The organism is Bacillus sp. IT-79MI2, assembly GCF_949768135.1.
GTDB lineage: Bacteria > Bacillota > Bacilli > Bacillales > Bacillaceae_G > Bacillus_A > Bacillus_A pseudomycoides.
Genome location: NZ_CATKPV010000022.1, coordinates 1 through 24256, shown reverse-complemented (window position 1 = coordinate 24256; position 24256 = coordinate 1). Strand labels below are relative to the sequence as shown.

Annotated in this window: 20 protein-coding genes and 10 pseudogenes; 10 read left to right on the top strand and 20 right to left on the bottom strand. The window is 35.1% G+C overall.

Features of this window, described 5'->3' with window-relative positions; all coding sequences use genetic code 11:
• Window positions 1-206 precede the first annotated feature (206 nt).
• The 3 genes and pseudogenes from ACM6HU_RS01215 to ACM6HU_RS01205 form a co-directional block, all read right to left on the bottom strand.
• Window positions 207-554: a hypothetical protein gene (locus tag ACM6HU_RS01215; protein WP_016115586.1), complete on the bottom strand. Its 348-nt coding sequence runs from the start codon at window positions 552-554 to the stop codon at window positions 207-209.
• Between the two features lie 313 nt (window positions 555-867).
• Window positions 868-1146 (bottom strand): annotated as a pseudogene (locus ACM6HU_RS01210) (AbrB/MazE/SpoVT family DNA-binding domain-containing protein).
• Window positions 1147-1670: 524 nt separating this feature from the next.
• A pseudogene (locus ACM6HU_RS01205) lies at window positions 1671-2009 on the bottom strand (IS6 family transposase); the annotation flags it as partial.
• A gap of 163 nt (window positions 2010-2172) precedes the next feature.
• On the opposite strand from ACM6HU_RS01205, the gene ACM6HU_RS01200 reads away from it, so the two are divergent.
• From ACM6HU_RS01200 to ACM6HU_RS01190, 3 genes are all read left to right on the top strand, one after another.
• Complete coding sequence (locus tag ACM6HU_RS01200) at window positions 2173-2424, top strand: hypothetical protein (RefSeq protein WP_016115589.1); 252 nt, start codon at window positions 2173-2175, stop codon at window positions 2422-2424.
• 303 nt (window positions 2425-2727) lie between these two features.
• Window positions 2728-2952, top strand: a complete 225-nt coding sequence (locus ACM6HU_RS01195; protein WP_016115590.1) for a hypothetical protein — start codon at window positions 2728-2730, stop codon at window positions 2950-2952.
• Between the two features lie 930 nt (window positions 2953-3882).
• Window positions 3883-4380, top strand: coding sequence for an HXXEE domain-containing protein (locus tag ACM6HU_RS01190; protein ID WP_016115591.1), 498 nt, complete (start codon window positions 3883-3885; stop codon window positions 4378-4380).
• Window positions 4381-4909: 529 nt separating this feature from the next.
• Here ACM6HU_RS01190 and ACM6HU_RS01185 read toward each other — a convergent pair.
• The 8 genes and pseudogenes from ACM6HU_RS01185 to ACM6HU_RS01150 all read right to left on the bottom strand — a co-directional run bounded on the left by ACM6HU_RS01185 (window position 4910) and on the right by ACM6HU_RS01150 (window position 11441).
• The gene (locus ACM6HU_RS01185) at window positions 4910-5359 is read right to left on the bottom strand and encodes an AraC family transcriptional regulator (protein ID WP_016115592.1); all 450 of its coding nucleotides are present in this window, start codon (window positions 5357-5359) and stop codon (window positions 4910-4912) included.
• Between the two features lie 230 nt (window positions 5360-5589).
• Window positions 5590-5850 (bottom strand): annotated as a pseudogene (locus tag ACM6HU_RS01180) (Tn3 family transposase); the annotation flags it as partial.
• A 107-nt stretch (window positions 5851-5957) separates the two neighbouring features.
• Window positions 5958-7217: an ATP-grasp domain-containing protein gene (locus tag ACM6HU_RS01175; protein WP_016115594.1), complete on the bottom strand. Its 1260-nt coding sequence runs from the start codon at window positions 7215-7217 to the stop codon at window positions 5958-5960.
• A 14-nt stretch (window positions 7218-7231) separates the two neighbouring features.
• Window positions 7232-8476, bottom strand: coding sequence for an MFS transporter (locus tag ACM6HU_RS01170; protein WP_414847956.1), 1245 nt, complete (start codon window positions 8474-8476; stop codon window positions 7232-7234).
• A 166-nt stretch (window positions 8477-8642) separates the two neighbouring features.
• Window positions 8643-9461 carry an SPL family radical SAM protein gene (locus ACM6HU_RS01165; RefSeq protein WP_275857819.1) on the bottom strand — a complete coding sequence of 273 codons (819 nt, stop codon included), beginning with the start codon at window positions 9459-9461 and terminating at the stop codon, window positions 8643-8645.
• Between the two features lie 99 nt (window positions 9462-9560).
• Window positions 9561-10260 (bottom strand): annotated as a pseudogene (locus ACM6HU_RS01160) (2OG-Fe(II) oxygenase).
• Window positions 10253-10801 (bottom strand): methylated-DNA--[protein]-cysteine S-methyltransferase, encoded by a 549-nt coding sequence (locus ACM6HU_RS01155; protein ID WP_016115598.1) that lies wholly within the window; start codon window positions 10799-10801, stop codon window positions 10253-10255. The pseudogene ACM6HU_RS01160 and the gene ACM6HU_RS01155 overlap by 8 nt, the downstream one beginning before the upstream one ends.
• The gene (locus ACM6HU_RS01150) at window positions 10791-11441 is read right to left on the bottom strand and encodes a bifunctional transcriptional activator/DNA repair enzyme AdaA (RefSeq protein WP_016115599.1); all 651 of its coding nucleotides are present in this window, start codon (window positions 11439-11441) and stop codon (window positions 10791-10793) included. The genes ACM6HU_RS01155 and ACM6HU_RS01150 overlap by 11 nt, the downstream gene beginning before the upstream one ends.
• 95 nt (window positions 11442-11536) lie before the next feature.
• Here ACM6HU_RS01150 and ACM6HU_RS01145 point away from each other — a divergent pair, with 95 nt between their 5' ends.
• Window positions 11537-11704, top strand: a complete 168-nt coding sequence (locus tag ACM6HU_RS01145; RefSeq protein WP_195743272.1) for a hypothetical protein — start codon at window positions 11537-11539, stop codon at window positions 11702-11704.
• Here the strand turns inward: ACM6HU_RS01145 and ACM6HU_RS01140 are convergent, their stop codons facing one another.
• From ACM6HU_RS01140 to ACM6HU_RS01130, 3 genes and pseudogenes are all read right to left on the bottom strand, one after another.
• Window positions 11705-12952, bottom strand: coding sequence for an ATP-grasp domain-containing protein (locus ACM6HU_RS01140; RefSeq protein ID WP_016115600.1), 1248 nt, complete (start codon window positions 12950-12952; stop codon window positions 11705-11707).
• Window positions 12946-13281: an alpha/beta hydrolase fold domain-containing protein gene (locus tag ACM6HU_RS01135; RefSeq protein ID WP_229161775.1), complete on the bottom strand. Its 336-nt coding sequence runs from the start codon at window positions 13279-13281 to the stop codon at window positions 12946-12948. Before ACM6HU_RS01135 ends, ACM6HU_RS01140 begins: the two co-directional genes overlap by 7 nt.
• Before the next feature lie 61 nt (window positions 13282-13342).
• Window positions 13343-13654 (bottom strand): annotated as a pseudogene (locus ACM6HU_RS01130) (IS6 family transposase); the annotation flags it as partial.
• A 174-nt stretch (window positions 13655-13828) separates the two neighbouring features.
• Between ACM6HU_RS01130 and ACM6HU_RS01125 the strand changes: the two are divergent.
• Window positions 13829-14179 carry an ASCH domain-containing protein gene (locus ACM6HU_RS01125; protein WP_016115601.1) on the top strand — a complete coding sequence of 117 codons (351 nt, stop codon included), beginning with the start codon at window positions 13829-13831 and terminating at the stop codon, window positions 14177-14179.
• 18 nt (window positions 14180-14197) lie between these two features.
• On the top strand, window positions 14198-14638 hold the full coding sequence (locus ACM6HU_RS01120; RefSeq protein WP_016115602.1) for a DUF2269 family protein: 441 nt from the start codon (window positions 14198-14200) through the stop codon (window positions 14636-14638).
• Between the two features lie 280 nt (window positions 14639-14918).
• Here the strand turns inward: ACM6HU_RS01120 and ACM6HU_RS01115 are convergent.
• The 5 genes and pseudogenes from ACM6HU_RS01115 to ACM6HU_RS01095 form a co-directional block, all read right to left on the bottom strand.
• Window positions 14919-15305 (bottom strand): annotated as a pseudogene (locus tag ACM6HU_RS01115) (IS4 family transposase); the annotation flags it as partial.
• 144 nt (window positions 15306-15449) lie between these two features.
• Window positions 15450-15569, bottom strand: a pseudogene (locus ACM6HU_RS01110) (reverse transcriptase); the annotation flags it as partial.
• A 536-nt stretch (window positions 15570-16105) separates the two neighbouring features.
• A pseudogene (locus ACM6HU_RS01105) lies at window positions 16106-16423 on the bottom strand (transposase); the annotation flags it as partial.
• 157 nt (window positions 16424-16580) lie between these two features.
• A complete protein-coding gene (locus tag ACM6HU_RS01100; protein ID WP_016115604.1) occupies window positions 16581-17792 on the bottom strand; it encodes an IS110 family transposase in 1212 nt (403 codons plus the stop codon).
• Window positions 17793-18030: 238 nt separating this feature from the next.
• Window positions 18031-18759, bottom strand: a pseudogene (locus ACM6HU_RS01095) (IS4 family transposase); the annotation flags it as partial.
• 204 nt (window positions 18760-18963) lie between these two features.
• Here ACM6HU_RS01095 and ACM6HU_RS01090 point away from each other — a divergent pair.
• The 3 genes and pseudogenes from ACM6HU_RS01090 to ACM6HU_RS01080 all read left to right on the top strand — a co-directional run.
• Window positions 18964-20133, top strand: coding sequence for an MFS transporter (locus ACM6HU_RS01090; protein WP_016115607.1), 1170 nt, complete (start codon window positions 18964-18966; stop codon window positions 20131-20133).
• A gap of 78 nt (window positions 20134-20211) precedes the next feature.
• The gene (locus ACM6HU_RS01085) at window positions 20212-21126 is read left to right on the top strand and encodes a phosphotransferase family protein (protein ID WP_414847955.1); all 915 of its coding nucleotides are present in this window, start codon (window positions 20212-20214) and stop codon (window positions 21124-21126) included.
• Window positions 21127-21284: 158 nt separating this feature from the next.
• Window positions 21285-21611 (top strand): annotated as a pseudogene (locus ACM6HU_RS01080) (IS4 family transposase); the annotation flags it as partial.
• A 196-nt stretch (window positions 21612-21807) separates the two neighbouring features.
• On the opposite strand, the gene ACM6HU_RS01075 reads toward ACM6HU_RS01080, so the two are convergent.
• Window positions 21808-23013 carry a serine hydrolase domain-containing protein gene (locus ACM6HU_RS01075; protein ID WP_016115610.1) on the bottom strand — a complete coding sequence of 402 codons (1206 nt, stop codon included), beginning with the start codon at window positions 23011-23013 and terminating at the stop codon, window positions 21808-21810.
• Between the two features lie 150 nt (window positions 23014-23163).
• On the opposite strand from ACM6HU_RS01075, the gene ACM6HU_RS01070 reads away from it, so the two are divergent.
• Window positions 23164-23763, top strand: a complete 600-nt coding sequence (locus ACM6HU_RS01070) for a TetR/AcrR family transcriptional regulator (protein ID WP_016115611.1) — start codon at window positions 23164-23166, stop codon at window positions 23761-23763.
• The last annotated feature ends 493 nt before the right edge of the window (window positions 23764-24256 follow it).

The following is a 24256-nucleotide window of genomic DNA, read 5'->3' as shown; positions in this document are numbered from 1 at the left end:
AAATCCTGCATTTTAAACAGGGTTTTTGATTAAACTTTTTTACAAACAGTTGTGTAGAGATAATAAAATTGTTTAATTTTGTTCTTAGAAATACAATAACCATCTATCAATCACTTTGACAGATGGTTATTAAAGATGTTTAAAAAACACAGTTTTTCTTCAATTCTATGATGTTTAGGAATAATAAAGTTGTTTAATTTCAGAAATTAAATTCCAAAGTGAATCATATATTTATCCTCTTCTTTTGCTTGAATAATTTTTTTAGCTAATTCGTTAAGATTAACAGATTGCCTCATATCTTTGTAAGATATAACCACATCTAAGAATTGAGATAATGATTCAGGTGGAATAACCGTAATACCGGAATACGCTAAACCGTATTCGGGACGTTTTAACGAATAAAAATACGTTTTCATTGTCGATAAGGGTTTAAGTAAATTTTCGATAATATGATCATCTACAGAAATACAGTCATGTACATCTGGAGTGTAACTCTCGTAAGTTTTTTGATTATTGATGTCATTAATTACGCCAAATTCGTGATTTAAAGCCATAAATTCAACTCCCCTTTTGATAATTTTCCTATCCTTTTCTTAACTAACCGAATATCGAAATATTCTTACTTTTATTATACCGAGAATCATTAAAAGATGACGTGGGTTCTGATTATTATCCCATTTTTTTAAACAACATTATTTGTTTTTAATCGACTTTATTGTAAACTAAACAACTTTATTATCACTAAATAACAGTACATCTTTTTTATAAACGGTACGACTTTCTTATAACTAGTACAACTTTATTTCAAACCGACACATAAGAGATGATAAAAGAACCCGCTAGTATGTAGCGGGTTCTTTTTATCTTTTATTTTACTAGGAATTGTTGTAATTCCTTTATTAACAGGTCAGCACCTTCAGGACTCTGTAGCATTTTACCTTCAGCTAATTTGAAGTTTTTTTCAGAAACTTAACCAGTAATCACACAAGCTCCCGAAAGTTTATACTTTTGTAATACAATTTTTTCATCATCCACAAATATTTCTATTGGATCCTTTTCTACGATGCCTAAGGTTTGTCTGAGTTCCATAGGGATTACTATACGACCAAGCTCATCAACTTTTCTTATAACACCTGTCGATTTCATCCAACCTCTCCCCTTTACATTCTATTTTCTATGTACCCTTCCATAATTTTATCATTATATAATTACAAATCGCGAACAATAAGGTTTAATATCCCTGTAAAAATCTAACATACGTTAAACTACTTATAGGAAGTATACTAGGGAGATAGAATAGATAAAAATCTAAACAAACGATTGAAACAATCTGGGATATCTGCAGAACATTTGGAAGATATGAAAGTAAGTATACTCTTCACAAAGAAAAAAGACCTTGCAAATTATTAGGCCACTGAAAAAGTCCACTTCATAAGAAAAAGGAGTTCATCACCTACTATATACAGGTAATGGACTCCTTTTTCTTTTCAACATATTGATAAAATTCGTGTTATTTTTTCAAAGCAAACACTTTTTCAGTGCCTTCCAAATTATAACAAAGTCTTTTCTCTAAAGTATTTAACCTTTATATCAGTGTTTCCATGTGAGTAACTTTGAGACCAATGATCAGCATGAGTATAAACAGGAGATCCACCATGATCTCCTATCGAAGCTGCTTGTGTATTTCGTTTCTTACGAAGGAGAACATCAAGCGTTTGCCCTTCTTTGTCAATGGCACGATATAAATAACACCACTTTCCTTTAACCTTGATATAGGTTTCATCCAAACGCCAAGATAACAGTACTTTTTTGTTTTTCTTTTTTCAAATTTGATACATAAGATTTCCATATTCATGTACCCAACGCATGATAGTTGTAGGGTGGACAGAAATACCACGCTCCTTCAGAATTTCAGACACATTGCGATAACTTAAAGAAAAACGACAATAGTAGCCAACGGCTACCAAAATAATATCTTTTTTGAATTGTTTCCCTTTAAAATATCTCATCTGTCATTCTCCTTGGTTTTTTTCAGAGTTTAGCGTAGTTTAGAAAACTTTGCAACAGAACCCTCTTTAGAGCTGTCACTTCGGTGATGGCTTTTTGTTCATTTGAATAAAAGGATAATTATGGTTTTTGTTGAATGAATAGATTGGGAAAGGTGGAGAAATTATGCAATATGGAGAAATGTTGAAAGAATTAGCGGTAGGGGGAGTATATATCGAAAAACAAATTTCTAATTTGTTATGCAGTAATAGAAAAGAATTAACTATTTTATGCGATTCTGTAACAAAGTTCGGTGATTCTGAAACAGAAAGATTTCAAGTGATAGGTAAATATGAAATATATGTTCATAAAAATCAAGGTTACTCTTATCATGCACCATCAAAAAAGACAATGGTTTATGTTATAGAAAAGATTTAAAAGCATCCAAAACGGGTGTTTTTTTCTTTGTTATATAGAAATTACACATTAAACTAGTTAAACATTGAATGAGACAAGCATATATTAAAATTACGAATCATTCTTTATAATCGTATTGGACGAGCACATTGTAGTGCTCTTTTTTTATTGAACCAAATGGACATTTGAAGAGATAGTACTTCCACTTCCTTTTCTTAAAATATCCTTAAATGTATCTAGATTTCAGGATATAAAAAATGAGAATGGTATAATTTTCTAAAACGGACTAAATAAAGTTGATTTTAGAAAGGGGGTAGAGGGAAAATGTTTCAGAAATTTAAATTTTATTTAATCAGCATTGTGGTCAGCTCGATATTAGGGGGCATTATCATAGGTGCTAATTTCTTGTTCCAAAACATATACGGATTAATTGCAGGTAAAGGATTTTATTTTAATATATGGCCTTCTGTTATTATATTTTGCATAGTGTTTATTTCTAGTTTTGCATATATGTTGAGGCAGGGGCCAGATATACTTATTAATGATTAATTCTATAGTTACTTCGTTAGACGCTACCGTGATCGGTTTAGCGTCTTATTTATTGTTAAGGGATAATAAAGGGTAACAAAACAAACGAACACAACGAACGAAAATAGAGATAGTTAACAAATGTCTGTTTTTATAGTTTATAGGTGGGCATAAATATACTTTCATTTTGTATGTATAAATTACTATTGAATATAAATATATGTTTTTCTGTAAGAATACCCTATTCTTCTCTATTTACCTTTATCTATATTTTTACTAATTTATTATGATATCGACGCTGATTTAAAGTGTTTTATACGAAATAAACAGATGGATTTTTTTAGGAATATAATCACGATGAACTGTTTTGTTTTCAAATTAACAAAATTTTCAAAAATAAAATCTTAAAATGTTAATATTTGTTATATAATGAACTTGTCAAACCATTATCCTAGTAGTTTCCCTATGGTGTCTGTTAAAATAGTTTGTTTTACCCTTACTGTCATTATCGCAAAAAGAACTTGTAGTGATTGCTACAAGTTCTTTTTGTTTTTCTGATTGAAAAGGAAAAGTAAAAGCTAAAAAGATAGGGAAAACTTGGATCATCTTAAAATCCCAACAACGCCCGTAATATCATTGTTTTATGTGATTGCAATGTTAATGCAAAGAGTAGGAATACAATTTACACAACATCCTTCATTAATATCATATCCCATTATTGAGTTTATAAGTTACATTTCAATGCTCTTGGTGTTTAATTTTTTAATATAGGTATTTTTTCTGATAAAATATTAGTTAATAATTATTATGAGGTGAACTATTTGTAATTATCAGAGATTCAAGTAAACGTATCATACACGATATGCCAAGAGAACATTGGAAATAAAGAGAATTACAGAGAACTCGCAGTACATGTCCAACAAAGATACTATATGAAAGGAAAGATACCGTATGAAATATAAAACAGTTTACAAACTTTTTTGGTTACTTCCCATTATTTTCACATTGCATAATACAGAGGAATATTTATTCCTATCCCAAATGAACGAATTTTTAAGCAATAGAATAGGAAAAGGATTCCACGAGCCACATATTTTTCTTATTGCCATTGTATTATTAACGCTCTTTGTAACGATAATTACAATTTCTTATTATATGAATAAAACTGCACTACTAGAACGATTGATGATATTAATCTTAACGATTATATTTGCAAATGGAATTATGCATACTGTATCGAGTATTATATTTTCCAAATATGTGCCGGGTGTCATAACGTCCGTTCTATTCATACTACCATATTCAATTTGGATTATTTACTTATTAAAAAATAAAGAAGGCATTCCATTAAAGAAAATGTTTCTAGTTTTCTTACTTAGTTGGCTTCTTATGCCGCCGCTCATTGTCTTTTTCTTGTTACTAGCTAAAGGAATTTATTTCTTAGTATAGTTATAAATCACTATCATTAAGTTTAGATACTAATAATACTCATGCTATGTCTCTACCGTAGATTAATGGTGAAAACAATTAATCAAGAGCGAACGAAAAGGACTTCAGATGTGAAGTCCTTTTCGGGTACAGCCGAGATACGTGTAAAAACAGGTCATAGACTTACTTTTATTTCCAATCTGGTTTAAAATCGGATTTTTTGTTTTTTTATAAAACTCCTTCATCGGGTACCGTCAGGAAAATGCGCATTTTCCTGACGGTAGGACCATTTTCAAGACAATTTCCCCGTTTTTAACAACGCTATTGTTTAGTAATAATAAAGATGTTTAATTTCAATATAAACGACAATAGCCTTACTACATATTGAATGTGGTAAGGCTATGTAAAGTTGTTTAAAAAAGTATTAATTCCCACAAACTTATTTATAAAAAAGATAATAAAGTTCTTTAATTTTATTCCTCTAAAGCCCCCTGTTAGTTTAAGTACATTTATTTACAAACTCATCTAAGGGGTAGTGTCAGAAAATCTGTTACTGTATAGGAACTAATATTTCACACAAATGATTATCAATCATTTGTGAAGTATATCTTTCTACAATTGGTTGTTTTCTTATTGATAGATTATTTTTTTCTATTTCAGAAAAAATATTCCCCCAAAATTCATTGATCGCCTCTTTTGTATGATCAAGCAAGAAAATAGCGTATTTTCCACCAGAAAATTTACCAACTTGAGCCGGTTCTGCCACATTAAAATCTTTATTTATAATAACGCAAATATCATAACGACATTCCTTTTTAGGAGTAACCTCAGGGTTATCCTGTGGTATACCTAAAATTGTAGAATTATCAAATACACCATTCAACTGTGCCCACCTTTTAAACGACTCCATTAATTCTTTATTTTGCTTTTCACCATACTCCCCAATATTTCGAAAATAAGCAATCTTTGATTCAGGTAATTCTTCAATAGTTATTTTCATATTTTAGTCCCCCTTTCTTAGATAAGGTAATTCTATTTAAAATGTTTTTCAAGAACTTTTTTAAAAGGATATTTTTGAGTTATGTGGACTTTTTTGTTCAATGACCTGTCCCATAGTGATATAAAGATTTTTAATCAACTTTATTGTTTTTTAAACGGGGTACCGCCAGCATTTCGGAAAAAAACCACGCTAAGCACATTTTAATACAAAAAAAGCCGAGTTTTACCCCGCTAAGAGTAAACCGGCTCGTTAATATTTAAAGGACGTAATGTTTGTAAATTGGTTGAATACAATTCTTCAAACTTATATTCTCCTAAGAAATTGATATGTTCCCAACCTAAAGGCCATATATACGGCATTAAATCTTCTTGGAATTCACCCTTTTTCTTCAGTTCTTCTACTGCTTTTTCCATGTAAACTGTATTCCATACGTTTATAGCATTAATTATTATGTTAAGTGCACTGGCTCGTTGTAATTGATCTTGAAAAGCTATGAACTTATTCACGAGACTAGTCTTCCAATTTTTTGGTTAATAGACACACGTGGTTTAAATTATCCTGTTTCTTGACATAGACCAGTCATGTGCCACATTCCTTTTTAAATATTTTTTTTAAAAGAAGGTTTCCATTCTGACAAATCCTGATAAACAAACGTTATATTGTCACATATTTTATCTGCAACTTCATACATATGTTCTATATCATTAGCCGCAAATAATATACTTCCTTTGCGTTGAGTACTGTCTACAATAGTTGGTATGGTGTCGCCCTCTTTTACTAATAGATCAATTAATATGACCTCGGATATGTTAGCTAACCCTTTATACTTGATTTCTTTTAAGCAACCTGGTTTTGGAATCAAGCTTAAAGACATAGCTTGACATTTTGAAGGTATACATCTAAATTCATCTATAGTCTCAGTAGCTAACGCATCATAATAGTATCCAAATTGAGATATGCCGGTTGTTAGTTCTACCATTTTCCAGATGTTACCACCACCTATCCTAACTTGAGACTCTATGATTATTGGCTTATTTTGTTTGTCTATCTTTACTTCTGTATGAGTAATGCCGTCTTCCATTTGCATGTCGTCCAAAAATAGCATTACTTTCTCAATAATTAATTTTTTTTGAGATTCATCTATAGGTGCCGGCATAATAGTATAGTTTATTATAAACGTATCTTCTTTAAATATTTCAGCTGATATAGCTAGTATAGAGTGTTTTTTGTTATAAGAAACGGTTTCGACCGTATAAACTACGTCACCTTCAACGTAATCTTCCACTAAAACAGGTAGTTGAATACCATTATCTTTAATAAATACCTCTACGTCATCTCCCGTGTCTAGCTTAGACACTCCTTTACCACCTGCGCCAATCGGGGGCTTTATTATAATACTATCTTTTTTGTTCAAAAATTCATCAATGTCTTTAATGTTATTGCAAACTGTCGAATCTATCGAAAAGTCTTTGCCTGCTAGAATTTCACGCATCATGTCTTTATTGCGGGTTATCATATTAGCATTGTAAGAAGGTCCTTTAACATTAAAAATCTTTGCAATTATGCAAGCCGTATCTAAGGCTGTTTCGTTGAAAGATACAACCACATCAAATGGTTTCTCTTTGTATAATTCTTCAGCATAGTATACAGACAAGGGTATGTTTGTTGTGTCTATTTCTTTTTTATAGAAACACTTTTCTAAGATAGTTCCATCAAAATATATGTGTTTAGTGTAAGACCCTATATACGAAACAGTATACCCACTGTCTAAAGCATCTTGTATAGGTTTTGTCCATCCCCCTATAAATAAAATGTGTGGTGTATTTTCTATGTCAGTTCCTTTTGATACCTTATACATCATAATCATCTCCTCTAAAATGAACTCGTATATTCAATGTCGGTTCCTTTTGATACGCCTCGCCTTAACAACACCATTAAACACAATGTTGTTCCGAAGCCCCCTATAAATAACGTAGTTTGAAGCCCAGATATAGAAACTAAAAATGCACTAGCAAAACTTCCCAATGCCCAAGCTCCCCAATTAAGCGTACGCTGTACAGCATTTACTCTGCCTAGCATGTGACTTGGTGAAGCAAGTTGTCGTATGGTTGCAGCGTAAGGGCCAAATACACCTTCTCCCATACCATGTATGATACTTGCAGCTACTATACCGTAAACGGTTCCCAAATATCCCATTATCGGTATAAAGGCCAGACCGATAACTGATACAGTAGCGCTATAAATAAGCATTTTTGTATTATTAATTTGTCGACTTTTTTTCATGAGTATCGTATTGCCTATTAAAAATCCCACCGCTGCTGAACCTACAACAAAGCCTATTTCAAGTTCAGATAGACCCATTACCTTATAAAGGAATATTACTAAAATGCTATTTAGTATGTATTTAAAAAAACCGTAAACAGCGCCACAGCTTACAATTGGTTCCAATACAGGGTGTTTTTTAAAATATATCAAACCTTCATATATGTCTTTGTATACGGATTTTATATTTACGTTTTTTAAAGAGCCCTCTGTATGCGGTTTAAACTTTGAAATAAATAATACAAACACAAAACAAACAAAATACGTTACTGCGTCAACAGTGAAAGAGCCTGTTAATCCAACTAGAGTAATAACGATTCCTGCTAGCATAGGACCAATTACTATAGAAAGAGACTCTGAAAGTGCTAGTTGTGCATTTCCTTTTTTTAAGTTATCTTTATCTGTTAATATTTCCGGTAAGAAAGAAGGAATTGCAATGTTGTAAAACGTGGTAAATATTCCATTTAAAAACATGAGAAACACCAATAAAGGGAACGTTATTATATTTGTTACAGTCAGTATGAATACTGATAAAAATAAAACGCCTTGACATATACTACAAATTAGCAAAACATTTTTTCTATGAAGGATGTCTATCAAAGCACCGGCTACTAATCCGAAAATTAGGTAGGGTATGAATATAATCCCACGAAGCATGGCAGCATTTGCCTCACTTGTTTGTAGCACCTCTAATGCAAAAAGAGGCAAAGCTACTATTGTAAACTGGGTACCTAACAAACTTATAGACTGTCCTAGCCAAAGCTTGTGAAAATTAAAATGTTTGCTATTTTTCATAATAACCCCCCACTAATTCATATTTATAAATTACCAAGTTTACGATATAAGTAAGATCAGGCGAAACTTATCTTTCATCTAATGTCTGTACCACATAAAAATTCGAAACCTGTTATAAAAGCGATTTTAGTTCCAAAATGAAAACTTGATGTTTACTATTATAACGTTAGGGCTCGAAACCCTTCTGGCTAATGAAAAGTTCATCTTCCGGAAAATACTGCCGCATTCGTTTATAAACCAATTGATAGACGGATGGCTGATACCATTCTTCCATTTCTAGATTTCTATATAACGCTTGTAAGTCCATCCTGTGTGTTCGTTTACCACCGCTGCCGTCCCCCATAAAATAATCGTCAATACCTACTCGGTTAACCAAGGGACGCAATATTTCAGCAAATCCCTCGCTACTTGGTAATACGGGTGCGATGGCAACCTGTGCAGGAATACCGAATTCAGCAAGCAGTTGGAGTGTTTTAAGTCTTGCTGGAATAGGGGGAGCATAGGGGGTAAAATGCTTGCGAATATCTTCCCTATCGGTCTCTACTGTCATACTTACCCGAACCTTGGTTCCCAACTGTTGCAGCATCTTCATGTCCCTGCGGACAAGCGGACTTCGTGTTTGAACAAGCAAGAAGTCCGGGGGATTGTCCACCATAATTTCCAGTAAAGACTGCGTAATTTTCTCCTTATGTTCGATTGGTTGATACGGGTCCGTACTGGATGACATGAAGATGGTGACCGGGCCTTTGGCCTTAGCTCTAAGCAATTCTTTTTGGAATGTGAGTGCAGCATCTTTTTTAATATCTACCCAAGTCCCCCATTCCGAGTTACGAAAGGCGGAGACAGGCATTTGCCGCACATAGCAATACGAGCAGGCGAACGCACATCCCGTATAGGGATTCAACGAATGGCTATAGCCCGACAAAAAAACAGTTCCCTTATTCAGCAGTGTTTTGGGCGTTTTATATAAATACTCGATTGTCATACCCAATCACCTACTAAATCATATCTGGCGTACGGATTGGAGAAGAAGCAGCAATTCTGAATTGTTACATACTTATAAGGATGTAATTTGAGTTTGGGTTCACTTCGCATCATGAAATATAACCCCCAGACTATACCGCATTCCCGAGTTGACGGTACCAACGCCATGTCGCAGAGCCACGCGTACCCAATACCGGTCGATATTGAGTTGGAAAAATGAGACCTCCACCTCGATTAAGCGTAATGACATGACCTCTGCTCTGTGCCCGTGGTCGCTGTTCGATGAGTAAAAATTCACCGCCTGTATAGTCTTTGTTCCGTTGGTTCAGAGTAAACACGACTTGAAAAGGGAAGAAGATATCCCCGTACAAATCCTGATGGAGACAATTGTAGCCCCCTGCTTCGTATTTCAAAATCAGCGGAGTAGGGCGATTCTGCCCCGCCTGGTGACATTGATCAAGAAACATCTCCAGGGTTTCTGGGTACTCGGGTGATCTATTCAACTGTTCCAGCCAGCGATTGGCCGCTTTGGCTAGCTCTGGATACAAGTTATCACGGATTTGTTGTAACCGATCAGGAAGAGGCGTATGATAATATTTGTACTCCCCGATTCCAAAACGATATCGTGTCATGTCGATGGTCTTGCGATATAGGGAATCGTCTTCATAGCCTTTGATTAGACACGCACATGAGTCCGCATTTAGAAGAGGCGGCAGTTTGGCGTAGCCCTGTTTATCAAGCATTTGATGTAGCTCGGCCCAGTTGAGTTCGGCTAAAGATGCTATATGCTGATCAGACATGTTGTAACTCCTTCCCATTGTTTGTGAAGCCTCGTTCAAGTTCCAGCAGTTGCGTTTTCATTTCCATTCCGCCGCCATAGCCCGTCAGCGATCCATTTTTGCCGATAACACGATGGCATGGAACAGTAATAAGGATCGGATTTGCTCCAATGGCCCTCCCAATTGCCCGAACCGCTGTCGGTTTTAGAATTTGTTGAGCAATATCCGAATAGGATTGAGTTTGACCGTACGGAATATCACATAGTGCCTTCCATACGGCTTCCTGAAAAGGTGTGCCGTGATAAAAGATTGGAATGGTGAACCGATTGAGCTTACCTTGAAAATAACGAACAAGCTCATCTGCAAAGGGTTGCAATTTTTCGTCATCTCGAATCAGGTCGTTTCCAGGCAAGTAATGATTTGCCCATTTCACCAATTCTTTGAATGGCTGATTTTGCGATCCGACAAAACATAAGCCATTTTTTGTTGCGGCAATGTACATCTTCCAGTTTTCATAAGAAAACAAGGACCAATAGAGAGAACTGCTTTTTTTAGGTGCCATTTGAAAACGCCTCCTTCAAGTGTTGTTTTTGCTGTCTACGGTAAGCTTCCGGCGTTTGTCCCGTTTTCCTCTTAAACAGCGTGATAAAATATGGTGTATTGGAAAGTCCGACAGACTCACCAACTTCAGAAACTGGGTCATCAAAAGTAGTCAATAACATTTTCGCCTTTTCTATTCGAACATGCTGGATGTAGTCCACCGGGGTCATGCCTTTGATTTTTTTAAAGGTTCTATGCAAGTGATAAGGGGTTCCATGACTCAGAAGCGCAAGGACTTCAAGCGTCAACTTTTCATCGCAGTGGCTATCCACATATTCAGTTATGAAAGCAATCCACTCCTCATCGGGCAATCTTTGCCCGGTTGGCTTGCACCGTTTGCAAGGACGAAAATGTGCGGCTAGTGCTTGATCAGCATTTTCAAAAAAGCCAATGTTTTCTCTTTTGGGTACTCTTGATTTGCAAGAAGGGCGACAAAAAATCCCTGTTGTTTTCACTGCATAAAAAAATTGTCCGTCATAAGAAGCATTATTATTGACAACAGCCTGCCATTGTTCATCAGAAACAGGGACGGATAGAATTGGCTTGTCAGAGTCTGGTTGCTGATTAGTTCGGTTCGGATTCGTTTTCCAATCGTATGTCATTTTGAATCACCTCTAGCTTCAGTATAAACCTGGAAACCCTGAAAGCAAGTTATTGTAAGCATTTTGAAATGTAACAGCAAGATAACGAAATTACAATGACGAGTTGTTATGTAATCATACGTAGTCTGATTCATATGATTGGAGAAGATGAAAAATCTGTGAAGCCAGGTATCAGGTTTGAATTCAACTCGTCACAAATATACACTTGGAGTGGATCATTTGTTGTATCATTAAAACCACCCGCTCATGACGGGTGGTTTTGATTAATTTAAGGCTTTGTCTACAGCGTTCACTATACTTATATAGTCTGATTCAATTTGATCCTTGTTTTTGTGACACAGCGCAACAAACCCTATAGAGAAGCTATCAAATAAGTCTTTTGTTTGCTCTATATATTGCCCTTCTTGTATATTTATAGAAGAAAAGTGATAACTAGGTAGTTTTTTAATATCGTCTAACACCGAGATATCTTTAACAAATCCAGATTTCTTACATATTAAAAACACAATGGTTACATTTGTGTTTAACGTATAGTCTTTTGATACCTCTTTATAGCAACCTGCCGGATATCGCACTGTTTTGTCTAGTGGACTATCACCCGTTGCTATTTTACAAAAATTAGGATGACCTCCCCCATGTAGCCTTGCTCCTACCTCAATCAATCTCGGTCCGTCTTCAGTTAACATAAGTTCAAGGTGTGATGGTCCAAAATTTATACCAATTGCGTCTAGAACTTGTTTAGCGTATTCTACTATATTTTCATAGTCTATATCTTCTGCAGAAACCCACTCCATATAGTCATATATAGCCATTAAACTGCCATTATCGCTCTTTTTATATCTGCATATATCGCAAACTACATGATTGCCTTCATAACTAAAAAAATCAACCACGTATTCGACGCCTACTACGTATTCTTGTACTACTAATTCTTCATTTACTATATTTAATTTATTCATTTTTCCAAGAAGCTCATTAAAGACTTTTTTCCAGTCATCTCCGTTTTTAACCCTCGTTACTCCATCTGTACCAGCGCTTTTAGGAGGCTTTATTACGATATCTTTATTTTTGACTGTTTCTAGCCAATTCTCAACCTCAACGATGTCATTTGTACATATCTGATTTATGGTCGGTAAATTGTTAGACACTAAAGCCTTGTGCATGTTACCTTTATGCCTTCTTACATCTGTTAAGTACTTATCATTGGAAAATGATGGAGTTATTATACCTGCTAAGGTTTCTGCCAGTTCAACACCAGGATCAGAGCCTGCAATTATACACTTTGGATTTAATTTTTTAATAGTATCTACTAGCTTGCTTATGTCACCATCATTTACAATAACATCAAAAAATTCATGTAGTTTTAAAGATGATTTATAGTTCTCTAATGGTTCTGTTGTAGACATCAATGCAATAGGACACAGGTCAAAAGATTTTAGCGCTTCTGCGTACAAGGCTCCTGATGAATAGGGATCGACAACTATAATTACATCTTTATTTACGGTTAACATGTTAAATCATAGGCTTTTTTACAAAACCTTACCCATGAGTCATGGACGTTAGGCGATACTCCTCTAGCCCTTAGCGCTGCGTGCGTTAGTCCTTTTTCAATAACAAGCTCGGATTGTATGTTATTTTCTTGTAGTCTGTTATGGTATTCGACGCTGTCTATTAATAATGAGTCAACTTCAGCTCCCATGATATAGGCAGGCGGTAGGTTATCAAATTTTCCATTTATTAAAGGTGAAACGAATATGTTAATCAGTTCATCCTGGTTTGCGTAACATGACGTATAGAATTCCATTTCTCCACCTGTAAGTAAAGGTGCATCCTTTTTCAAAACAGTTAATCTTTTTTCAAAACGGTTAAACTTTGTTATAAACGATTAAACTTTATTTCAAATCCACAGTATTCCCTTCTGAATCAACGGCACGATATAAATACATCCATTGCCCTTTCACTTTAATATAAGCTTCATCGACTCTCCATGAATCATTTGTTGTTTTAAGATGATGTCGTATTTTCTCTTCTAATTGAGGTCCATATTGATGAACTCATCGCATAATCGTTGTGTGAGCTATGGATAAGCCTCGTTCCTCCATCATTTCCACCAGGTTACGGAAGCTCAAATTGTACCGTAGGTACCACCTTACTGTTAATAAGATTAGCTCCGGCTGATAATGCTTCCATTTGAACAAATTTTCCTTTTCCATATCGATCACACACCTTTTTCTAGAGTAATACTATCAGTATGTCCAAGTTTAGGAGATTCTTTGCACCAAAACCAAAGTTTGTTATCCCTATTAAGTAGAAACTTGCTATATAGAATAATTTTTTTATATGATAAAGTGGGCTTATGCTTAAATGAAAAAAGGAGAGTGACCCAGATGACAAACCAAAATGAAACGAACGCTTTACCGCCAAAAACATGTACGATTGAACGTCTCATCACGATTCAGGAGGACATTGAAAAAGTGCTTGCAGGACAGAAAACGGCTACTCGCCGCAACGGGAGATATGCGGATGTCGGGGAAGTGATGGAGCTTCAAGGTCACCGGTATGTTGTGGAGAAGGTCTATTCGCAGTCACTTGGCGAATTGACTGATGAGCATGCCCGTCAAGAAGGCTATGCGAATGTGGAGGAATATAAGCAATCTATCCTGTCTCTTCACCCTGGCATGCCGTGGCTGCCAAATATGAGAGTTTGGGTTCATGAGTTCCGTCCCATCGAAGGTTAATGTGATATAAGGATGGACATGTTGTATCGACTGCTTCTGTATGTACATATTTTCAGTGTAATCTTATCCATCGGCCCGTTTTTTGTATTGCTTCCGCTCATCAAAAAACTGCGGGCTTCAGAGGCCCGAACACAGCAGGCTTATCTGGATGTATTCCGATTTTCGGTCAGGCTGGCCAAGCATGCCGGGCATGTGCTGGTTGCATCCGGGGTTCTGCTTGTACTGGCGGGCCCTTGGACTTGGAAGACCCCTTGGATAGTGATGACCCTTATTCTCATGGCGAGTTCATTATTTTTCCTGGCCCGCGCCTTTTCGCCGACCATTCGGAAATTCAGCGAAACGGGCCAAGACAAGGACGCCTTGATTCAATTGTTGCAGCGTTCTGTTTGGATTTACATTGTTCTTTTAATGGCGATGTTATGGTTCATGGTGACAAAGCCTGCGTTGTGGCAGGGGTGATAGATCTAGGGCGAATAGCGGCTTTGTGTGATTGCCGTTTGAATTCGCCGGGCGGCATGGAACAAGGACAAGCCAAAACTGGCTTGTCCTTATTGTAGTTACGCTTTGAAGAGGTGATGGAATAGCCTTTTACGATCTGGGCCTATTACCCCATGCCCATCAAGCTAAGCCTATACAAGTTTAATGTAACGTGAGATTCTTTCTTTTTTCTAAAGATCTAGTGTAAGTTCTTTAAAAATTTGCATACCAAATAAACCTTATCGGGTCTCAATTTTTTCGATTACGCTACATGATTATGAGACATAGAAAAGCTGTAGACGACACCTAAGATATCAAATACTGTTTTCTTCTCATACCTATGGGATTTTCGTCCGTTTTTCTGTAAGAGATTGAACAGACGAAACAATATTTTTGTTAATTCCTGGGTGTCTTTTTGTAAAGATTGATAAATAAGTAGAAAATAATCTTTTATAATATAAATCGTTTTATATTCGCTTAATTCTCGTTTCTTCTTGATGAAGAGTAATTGGCGCATTTGAAACATGGTGGAGGAGCAAAGAAGAATACTTATTAATTGTCCATATAAATGACACTCTAGTCGTTCTAATTTTACAGAATTACAGTGATGAATACGAAAAAATGATTTCCATGTTTTAAAGATAAGTTGTCGGGTAAAGAATTGGCGCGGTATCGGTTATGACCCGTTTCCAGCTCCTCCCCATAAGAACTGCTCGTGAGGTTTTCCCCTCAAGCAGCTCACCCCGTAAACTTCATCAAAAGGGTTATGAGACCTATCAAATCGCAGACACTTTCATCGGTATCCCTCTGCGCTTTTAAGGGAATGGACTTTCCAGTCCCAGTAGAGCCCCAGTACAACATAGAGATATTCATTACTCCATCTCTGCCATCCGATACTACGCTTTCGTCGCCTTAGTTCCTGCAAAGTAATAGGTGTTTTTGTCATGGCACCCTTGCCTCCTTTGGTCGTACGAAATATTTACAGGTTCGGACCCTTCCCTCCCCGCGCGTTTTGCTGCACGCAGATCTCTCCGCCACCCTGACACCTACCGTTCTCACTTCCCGATCGCGGTTATAGAGACGGTCTCCTCGATGAGGTTTCTTCATCGGGTGTCGAGGGCTTCTCCAGTTTCCACATTATCTTTCTCTCCATGTCGCCGCTGATATCCCGCCGGTGAGAACTGCCGTTCCAGACTCGTTTCGATCAGTTCTTGCTGCTTTCGCACGTTATCGACCGTCTCAGCCACCGGAATTGCGTGTAACGAGGCTACGTCTACGTTCACTGTACGTTACAACCTGGAGATTTGCCCACATGCCTTTTGCATGTGATGTCAGAGGGCTTCGCCATGTCGCTTTCACTTCATGGTGCCTCTCAGGCTACGGGAGTGGAGTCTATTCTCCCGATTGGACTTTCACCAACTAGATAATGTGTCCTTATCTGGACACGCCAATTTGCCATCGTAAGGAGTAAAAATTGTATACTTGTTCCTTTGGTAGGTATTCCGAAGGGATATTCGTAATATAAAAGTTAATTGCGCTAAGCCGCTTACTGCGTTCTGTATAGGTAATTTGCTTCTTATGTTCTTTAGATGCTAAATCCTTTTGCCTACGTTTCATTTGTGTTTCAGTTAATTTATACAGGATAAGTCTTGCAGGAAGTTTTTGATACATTGCAATATAAATCTCAGGAATTTCATATGTTTCCCCTGACTGTAATTGGTCAATGAATTGCTCCATATCTAGTTGGATATACTCAGAGTGCTTTTCTTACGATTAGTCAACCTGTATTTATAGATTTTTGATGGATTGAGTATCAAAAATCCATATCACACATGTATCCACGTATAACGCATACTAAATACCCCTAATATGGATTCGTTTTTTTACTAGGGGGAGATATGATATGATGAATGAAACTATGATGTTAGGCCGTTAACCGATAATCATAGTGTATATCGTGTGTAATAAGATGAAAGAGAAGCTTCAGTAACTTATTTACACACGCAATGGACGCAACTTTATGACATTTGTTATATGGTTGCGTTTTTAATTTATCGTAGTACTCTATAATGTGATTTCGCCCGTAACGTCGTTGTTTAATCATGTTTTGGATAATCAGGAAAAGTAGTTTTCGTAAATGTTTATTTCCACGTTTATTAATTTTATCTTTATAAAAAGTTTTACCTGATTGAAAGCGACGTATATCAATACCGGCATACGCATTCAATTGCTTGTTATTCGCAAAACGAATAATATCTCCTATTTCAGCCATTAAGCGTACAGCCGTATTTGGCCCAATTCCAGGAAGGCTCAAAATGATACTATATTCTGCACGTTGTTCGGCTAGATGTACCATATTGTTAATGCAACGTTCCTTTTGATGAAGAAGTTCTTGATAACGTCTTGCGTATACTTTGAGTTGGTCACACAGGACATCATTTTGAGAAACGGCTGGATAGGAATTTTTCGCTATTTCAAGTATTTGAATTGCCTTTTTCTCTGCCATAATAGTTGATATTTTTTTATTGGTATTGGCACGAATACGATTTTTTATGATTGTTTTAGAAAGACTTAAAACACAATCTGGATGGGGAAATAGTTGAACAAAATTTAAAAATAAATCCGATTTACTAGTGAACATTTTTTCTAATTCAGGAAATGTTAATTGAATTACTTTGTGTATACGACTACGAATCATCGATAATTCTCCATCCAGTTCGCTATAAAATCTCGAAAGAGATTTTAACTGATGGAATAAGTGGTTCGTTCCATGAGATACCCTTCGGGTAACTGTAAAATGAGTAATGGCTAGTCGATGTGCATCACTTCGGTCCGTTTTATGAATCCGTAAGGAATCACATTGTAATTTTGCTTCTAAGGGGTTTAATAGACAATATGTATATTGGTTATCTTGCATAAATCTTTCTAGCTGTCTAGAATAAATACCCGTTGCTTCGAACACAATTTCAGGTGATTTTCCAGTTTCATTGGTAAGCTCATGTATCTTTTTTTGTAGCTCTTCAAATTCAGACTTTGAATGTTTGATTTCTTTTTCAAAGATACATTGTTTTTGTGCATTATAAATTACCATATAACTTTTACCCATACTAATATCAAATGCAATTACGTGTCTCATAAAGTTCCTCCTGACGTAAAGTTGAAGTCTTCATCTTACACTTATCGATTCCCATTTCTTATACACGATCTCGAGGACCAACATACTAAAAACTGATTCAAATAAGGTAAGTGAAGAAGGTCAGTTTTTTTTACGGATTCAGAATCCCAAAGCACCCACGACCCTTTCTTCACTTGTACTATATAAAAAATAGTAGTGCGAACCAATGCCTTGGTCTGCACTACTAATCTTAGTATGTTTTTATTGTTCCATTTTGAAAGTATTCAGGCTCTTTATTCTTCTGATATATACGTGTATTGAGCTTTAATCTTGAAATAAAATAAGCATTACACTCTTCTATAGTATGTAAGTCTTTTAAGTCGAAGTATCCTAAATCACGTATACATACATCGTTCGGTTGAAGGGACGTTAAACAAGTAGAACCATACGTTTTATCATTGTGCTTTCCTGATCCTACATCAACATGTAGAAACTGACCACTTAGTAAATCATACTCTAATTGAATTTTCACGCCAGCATTTTGACCACTTCCACCTGAGCCTTGATATTTGGAAGTGAATTTATCCGGAATCTGAAAATGTGTAGAATCCAATACACGAATACGCCGAAAATAATTTCTATACAAAGTTGGGATCTTGCTAGAAGAACAAAATTGTTGGTGAAGTAAATGTGCTAAAAGTTGTTGTAAAAACTGAACAGCCTGAGAATTAAAGCGTTGATTGAGTCCTTCTGGACTCATAGAAATGCTTGTGTTAGCTTCTAATCGACTACATAATTGTGTCAATGAAGTATGAGCTATGTTTTGACTTAACCAAATACATAGGGCCACTAAATCTTGTGCGCGGTATTTACTTTTTCGTTTCACAAATCCTGCATTTCTAGCTAATTGCTCTAAAGCATCAGGTGACATATATCGTTGCAGCTCTTTAGAAAACAATTCTAACTCATCAAAAATCGATAAATTCATAACAAATACGCCATCCTTTCTGTATATTTCTACAAAAAGAATAGCGTTTTTTTCGTTTTATGGATACAAATTTATATTATCTTGATAGTGATGTATGGTGACCCCTATAAGAATAAATTATAAATAAAGATAATTAAGTTGTAATTTACTCTGTTGAAGTGATGCACCTAAAATGAAAGTAACTATTATATAAGGGGTAATTTTATGAGTAATAAATTGAAATATTTATTAGGGGTTAGCATTACCGGATTTGGGGATGGAATTCAGCAAATTGCTTTGCTATGGTATATTTTTCATTTAACAGGACAATCAACTTCTATCGGATTAATGATCGCTATTTATTATATACCAAGTGTCATTTTAACACCTTTTGTGTCTGTTTATGTAGATCATCATGATTCTAAAAATATTGTTGTTCTAACAGATAGTATTCGATTTGTACTTGTTTTAATCATGGCAATTCTTATTTTCATAAAATTTGAATCAGTATTTGTTTTTTACATTATGCAATTCTTATTAGCAGTTTGCTACACCGTTTATAAACCTGCATCTTCTGCATTTATCAAGGAAGCATTCTGTAACCATGATATACCATTTGTCATATCAAAAGCATCTTCATTAAGTGAAGCAGCATTAATAGTGGGAACTGGTATATCTGGGTTATTTCTAGTTAAATTTTCTTTAGCTACCAGTTTCTTTATTAATTCTGTAACATTTTTAGTTGCGGCTATTTTCTTTTCTTCCATAAAAAGAATGAGCCCTAAAAAATTTAAAACTACAAGAATATCCTATCTTGCAGAATTAATATCGGGATGGCATTTTATTAATCAAACAGAAGGTATGAAATACTTACTGTTTTTATCCATTTTAAATAGCATCAGTATACAAATGACAACAACCTTATTATTACCTCTTGCAGAACAGTTTGAAGGAGGTAGCGGACTCTACTCAATATTTGAGATAGCATTTTCAGTAGGAGGAATTATAGCAGGATTGATTGCTATCTATTTTTTAAAAAAGTTTAAACATAAAGTTATTTTTATTACGATGATGGGTATGGCAACCTCTTCTTTTTTATTATATTTGAATGATTATAAAACAACGGCCGTTATTTGTATATTTATAATGGGGCTATTTACCATGTCGCACTTAATTATTGTGCAAACGTTAATACAGTTGAATACTACAATAGAATATATTGGCAGGGTAATAGGCTTAAGAACAATTCTAGCATCATTTGTTAAGATATCATCTGCTCTATTGACTGGTATTTTAATAACTCATATGGGAGTGAATAATATTCTACTTTTATTTTCTATCTTAATATTTGCTAGCTTTATTACGATTGGAAATATGAAAAAACAAATGTATTAAAATGAAGGAAAATACATCTGGAAGACTAGTCAGAGATGCTATTACAGGTTGTAAATAACTTGCGAATCGGGGGATAAAATGGTTAATATACGTTCGAAAACAGAAGAATTAAGAGCGAAATTAAAAACTATATTGAATCGAGAATATAAAGAATTGGCTGTTCAGGAGTTAAAAGTAGTAGGAAATGGAGTACAAAACATTGTGTTCCGAGGGAATTCGGAAAAAGGACCTTTAGCATTTCGAGTACCTTGGGAACGTGAAGTGAAAAATATAAATGAAGAGTTGTTTAATAGTCGAATTTCGTTACAAAAGGAAGCGGAGCTTTCTAAGTTTTGTAATTCTAAAGACATTCCAGTACCAGAGATTCACGGATTGCATCTTTCTACGGAACTCGATTTTTTAATTTCAGATTACCTGGCTACTGATCATATTCCAATTTCTGCGTACAAAATAGGAGAAGTAGTTAACAAGCTCCACAGTATGCCAATTGAAGATTTAAATTACCAACATAGGACTAGAAAATCATCTAGCAAGTATATAGCTGAACGTCTCGTAAAAAGAGTAGAAGGATTTAATAAAATTACACATTGCGATATTAAAATTCCTGATATATTGATAATCGAACAGATTCTTAAACAAGCAGATCATGCAAGGAAATTATTACATATGGACATTCGAACAGCAAATCTAATTGGATATAATGGAGAAGTTAAGGCGTTGGTTGATTGGGATAATGCTCTAATTGGTCACCCGCTGTTAGAACTTATGAGGATAGCTGAAACTAATGAAATTGATTGGTATGAATTTAAAGATGGATATAAGAATAAAGATACCTTTGAATCTATTCCTCGTATTGTCAGCTTATTTTATCAGCTTGATGCAGCGGTAATGCTTGCAAATCTGTTTATAGCGCAACTGAAAATAGAGGATAAAGGCATATTCTATAAAGAGCGTGTGAAAACACTTCATAATGAAATACATAGATATTTATAAGAATAAATAAAAGATGCTTTCACATAGGAGGACCGCCACATCGCTATCAAGCTAAAAGAACGAGTTATCCCAAAACAATAAATACGAGCAAAATGCACAAAATTTTCGTTCTGGGGGTGGTATGAGATTTTAACTTTATGGGCATGTATGGTGACCCCTATTATATCTCACGTATCAAATCAAATACACGTATTTATCAAAAAAATCCTAACCCTGATTATTTTCAAGATGGCAGAATCAAGAAAGGTACAGAGTATATCCAGATAGATATGGAGGTTTTAATGAACTCTCTTCAACCAGGACAAACATGTGAAATATCCAACGCTTATGTAGGAATGACTGATAAAGTCCCAACTCGTGTGTTTGTTCATCGACTAACAAAAGAACAACAACAAAAACGATTACAAGATCAAACTGTAAGAGAAAAAAAGAAAGGAATGAAGTATTCTGCTCGTAGTAAACGACTTAGCGGTATCAATGTATATAGGCGTACCGCCCACATTTTAACGAAAATATACGCTAAGCGAATTTCGGCATAAAGCGAGGCATCTTTTTTCTTAAAATAAAAAGATGCCTCGCTCTATTTAAACTGTTGAATACTTAATATTTATTCCACTATTCATAGCCAACAACCGTACAAAATGAAAATATCCCTAACTATTTTCACGTATTTTTATTTTTTCAGAGGCAACTGTATAAGGATTTTCTTAGTGCAAGTTCTCTTGGTTCATTGGCCATGCCAAATCCATGTTTGTTCATCGCATAAGCATAACCTAACTTTTCATCTGGATCGGCAAAACAGAATGATCCTCCTGCGCCTGGGTGACCAAAAGAGCTTTCACTTCGCCCGAATTTCATATCTGAAAAGTGTTTCCAAAATCCCAAAGAATAGGCTATGTTTATACAATTCACATAATCATAATACCCTGATGTCGGAGGGATAGCTCTTTTCCTTAATTCATTTATTGTTTCTTCCCTTAATCCGAGAGTTTTTGCACCACTAGCAAAAGCACCATAAATTTTTGCCATTGCTCTTACTTGCCCCACACCATTTCCTGAAGGGAATTCTATAGATAAAATAGGACGATGATTAAAATTATCATTTGCTACGAATTTTTTTGGATCTACTAAACTTCTAGCTACTAATGACTTTGTATTAAGAAAACCAAGTAACATTTTTATAGGTAGCTTTGTCATCCCCTTAAGTAACTGAATGGGGTGATTTATTCCTTCAATAGTTGTTATTTTCTCTTCAGAAATATCTTTAGGAAGACCAATATAAAACTCTGCTTTTAGTGGTTCTGCTATTTCTTCTTGAAAGAAATCTTTTAGGGTCCGATGTTTAGGATCTGTTCTTTTAATCAGTTCTCCAATTAAGGTTCCAATTGTCCAGGCATGATAGCCTTGAATTTTCCCAACCTCCCAAGCAGGTTTGCTTGCAGCAAGGGAATTTGATAGACGAGGGGTATCTAAATCTTCTAACATATCAATTTTAAGTTCATTGAGAGGTGACAATCCAGCTTGATGTGCTAGAAGCTGTCTAACGGTTATTTTGTCTTTTCCATTCTGAGCAAACTCAGGCCAATATGAACACACTTTTTCATCATAGTTAATGTAGCCTCTAGAATGCGCTAAACTTAAAGCCAATGCAGCAAAACCTTTTGTAGCTGAAAACACTTGAACAAGTGTATCTTTTTCCCATTCCGCACGAGTTTGTCGATCTCGATATCCACCCCATAAATCAACGACTGCTTCATTATTAATGTATACAGAAAAGGCCGCTCCAACTTCCCCTCTCTCACTAAAGTTTCTAATGAACTCATCCTTTACCAGTTCAAATCCCGGTGCAACAAATCCATGAATTAATATATTATTTTTTGTTGCCATGTCTTTTCCCCTTTATTTAGTATAATCTGACCTTTTATCACAGCTAACATTTATGTATTTACAAAATGCAAATAATTCAATAAAATAAACCTATCAGATATTTGACTAAATGTCTATAAATAGTCAAATAAAAACAGGCGGGGATACATTATGGCAAGAATTTCATCTGAGCAGAGAAAACAGATACATGAGAATCTTCTCTTTAAGAGTAAAGAACTGTTTATTCAATATGGATTCTCTAAAACTAGTATTGATGACATAGTAAATGCATGTGGAATCGCAAAGGGTTCTTTTTATTCATATTATTCATCAAAAGAAGAGTTGTTTTACGCAGTATTGCGAAAAGAGGAAGAAGTAAAAAATACAATTATTTCAGAAATTATGTGTGAGTCTCTACCTCCAAAAGAACTTTTAATTCGTTTCTTTGAATTATCTTTTAAAACTATAGAACAAAACCCATTTTTACAAAGTCTTTATCAAAGAGGTGAATATGATCGAATTGTGAAAAGACTTCCTAAGGAACTTCTAGATAAACATGCAAAGGAAGATTTAAATAGTTCTTTGGAATTTGTGAAATTTTTACAGAAAAAAGGTGTTACGGAAGATGATCCCGAAGTACTTATTGGCCTTTTTCGAACAACCATACTTATTCCATTACATCGACAAGAGATTGGAGAACCGACTTTTTCGAAGATGATGAAAAAGATGATCGAATGTTTATCAGAAGGTCTAACAAAACATAAAGAGTAAATTTTATTTATTATAAAGTTACTACTTTAGGGCTTCCGTTTTCACTTCCATAAAAATTATGATTCAGGGATGTATGCTTTCATACCGAAAGCTTAGTACCCTATTTTATAATCTAAAACATTGTTTATGGAACAGCAGATAATAAATAAAAAAGTCTCAGAAACCTCGGTATTTGAGACAAATGAAATTGAACCTAGAATATGCTAAAAATAACTTTAAATATGTCTCAAAACCCATCTCTAAATCAAAGTCTCAATTGAAATAGGCAATATTGAGTTTTGAGAATCCCTTAGCGTATAAAAAGGTTAAAATGTGCGTGCTACCCCAATATAAAAGTAAACCGCCTTTTTGGGCGTTTTTTCTTTACTTAAAATAGCATGTTGACTCTCCAATTAGATGAGTATGATATATTTAAAAAAACGCCGATATACTTGCGACCAAGTAAAAAAGCGCCCTGTAAACAGGGCGCTTCGGACATATATTAGGCTTTAAT

Excerpts from the sequence above, each read along its gene's own strand:
- ACM6HU_RS01215 (WP_016115586.1), bottom strand. The coding sequence starts at position 554 with ATGGCTTTAAATCACGAATTTGGCGTAATTAATGACATCAATAATCAA.
- ACM6HU_RS01200 (WP_016115589.1), top strand. The coding sequence starts at position 2,173 with ATGCAATATGGAGAAATGTTGAAAGAATTAGCGGTAGGGGGAGTATAT.
- ACM6HU_RS01195 (WP_016115590.1), top strand. The coding sequence starts at position 2,728 with ATGTTTCAGAAATTTAAATTTTATTTAATCAGCATTGTGGTCAGCTCG.
- ACM6HU_RS01190 (WP_016115591.1), top strand. The coding sequence starts at position 3,883 with ATGAAATATAAAACAGTTTACAAACTTTTTTGGTTACTTCCCATTATT.
- ACM6HU_RS01185 (WP_016115592.1), bottom strand. The coding sequence starts at position 5,359 with ATGAAAATAACTATTGAAGAATTACCTGAATCAAAGATTGCTTATTTT.
- ACM6HU_RS01175 (WP_016115594.1), bottom strand. The coding sequence starts at position 7,217 with ATGTATAAGGTATCAAAAGGAACTGACATAGAAAATACACCACACATT.
- ACM6HU_RS01170 (WP_414847956.1), bottom strand. The coding sequence starts at position 8,476 with ATGAAAAATAGCAAACATTTTAATTTTCACAAGCTTTGGCTAGGACAG.
- ACM6HU_RS01165 (WP_275857819.1), bottom strand. The coding sequence starts at position 9,461 with ATGACAATCGAGTATTTATATAAAACGCCCAAAACACTGCTGAATAAG.
- ACM6HU_RS01155 (WP_016115598.1), bottom strand. The coding sequence starts at position 10,801 with ATGGCACCTAAAAAAAGCAGTTCTCTCTATTGGTCCTTGTTTTCTTAT.
- ACM6HU_RS01150 (WP_016115599.1), bottom strand. The coding sequence starts at position 11,441 with ATGACATACGATTGGAAAACGAATCCGAACCGAACTAATCAGCAACCA.
- ACM6HU_RS01145 (WP_195743272.1), top strand. The coding sequence starts at position 11,537 with ATGACGAGTTGTTATGTAATCATACGTAGTCTGATTCATATGATTGGA.
- ACM6HU_RS01140 (WP_016115600.1), bottom strand. The coding sequence starts at position 12,952 with ATGTTAACCGTAAATAAAGATGTAATTATAGTTGTCGATCCCTATTCA.
- ACM6HU_RS01125 (WP_016115601.1), top strand. The coding sequence starts at position 13,829 with ATGACAAACCAAAATGAAACGAACGCTTTACCGCCAAAAACATGTACG.
- ACM6HU_RS01120 (WP_016115602.1), top strand. The coding sequence starts at position 14,198 with ATGTTGTATCGACTGCTTCTGTATGTACATATTTTCAGTGTAATCTTA.
- ACM6HU_RS01100 (WP_016115604.1), bottom strand. The coding sequence starts at position 17,792 with ATGAGACACGTAATTGCATTTGATATTAGTATGGGTAAAAGTTATATG.
- ACM6HU_RS01090 (WP_016115607.1), top strand. The coding sequence starts at position 18,964 with ATGAGTAATAAATTGAAATATTTATTAGGGGTTAGCATTACCGGATTT.
- ACM6HU_RS01085 (WP_414847955.1), top strand. The coding sequence starts at position 20,212 with ATGGTTAATATACGTTCGAAAACAGAAGAATTAAGAGCGAAATTAAAA.
- ACM6HU_RS01075 (WP_016115610.1), bottom strand. The coding sequence starts at position 23,013 with ATGGCAACAAAAAATAATATATTAATTCATGGATTTGTTGCACCGGGA.
- ACM6HU_RS01070 (WP_016115611.1), top strand. The coding sequence starts at position 23,164 with ATGGCAAGAATTTCATCTGAGCAGAGAAAACAGATACATGAGAATCTT.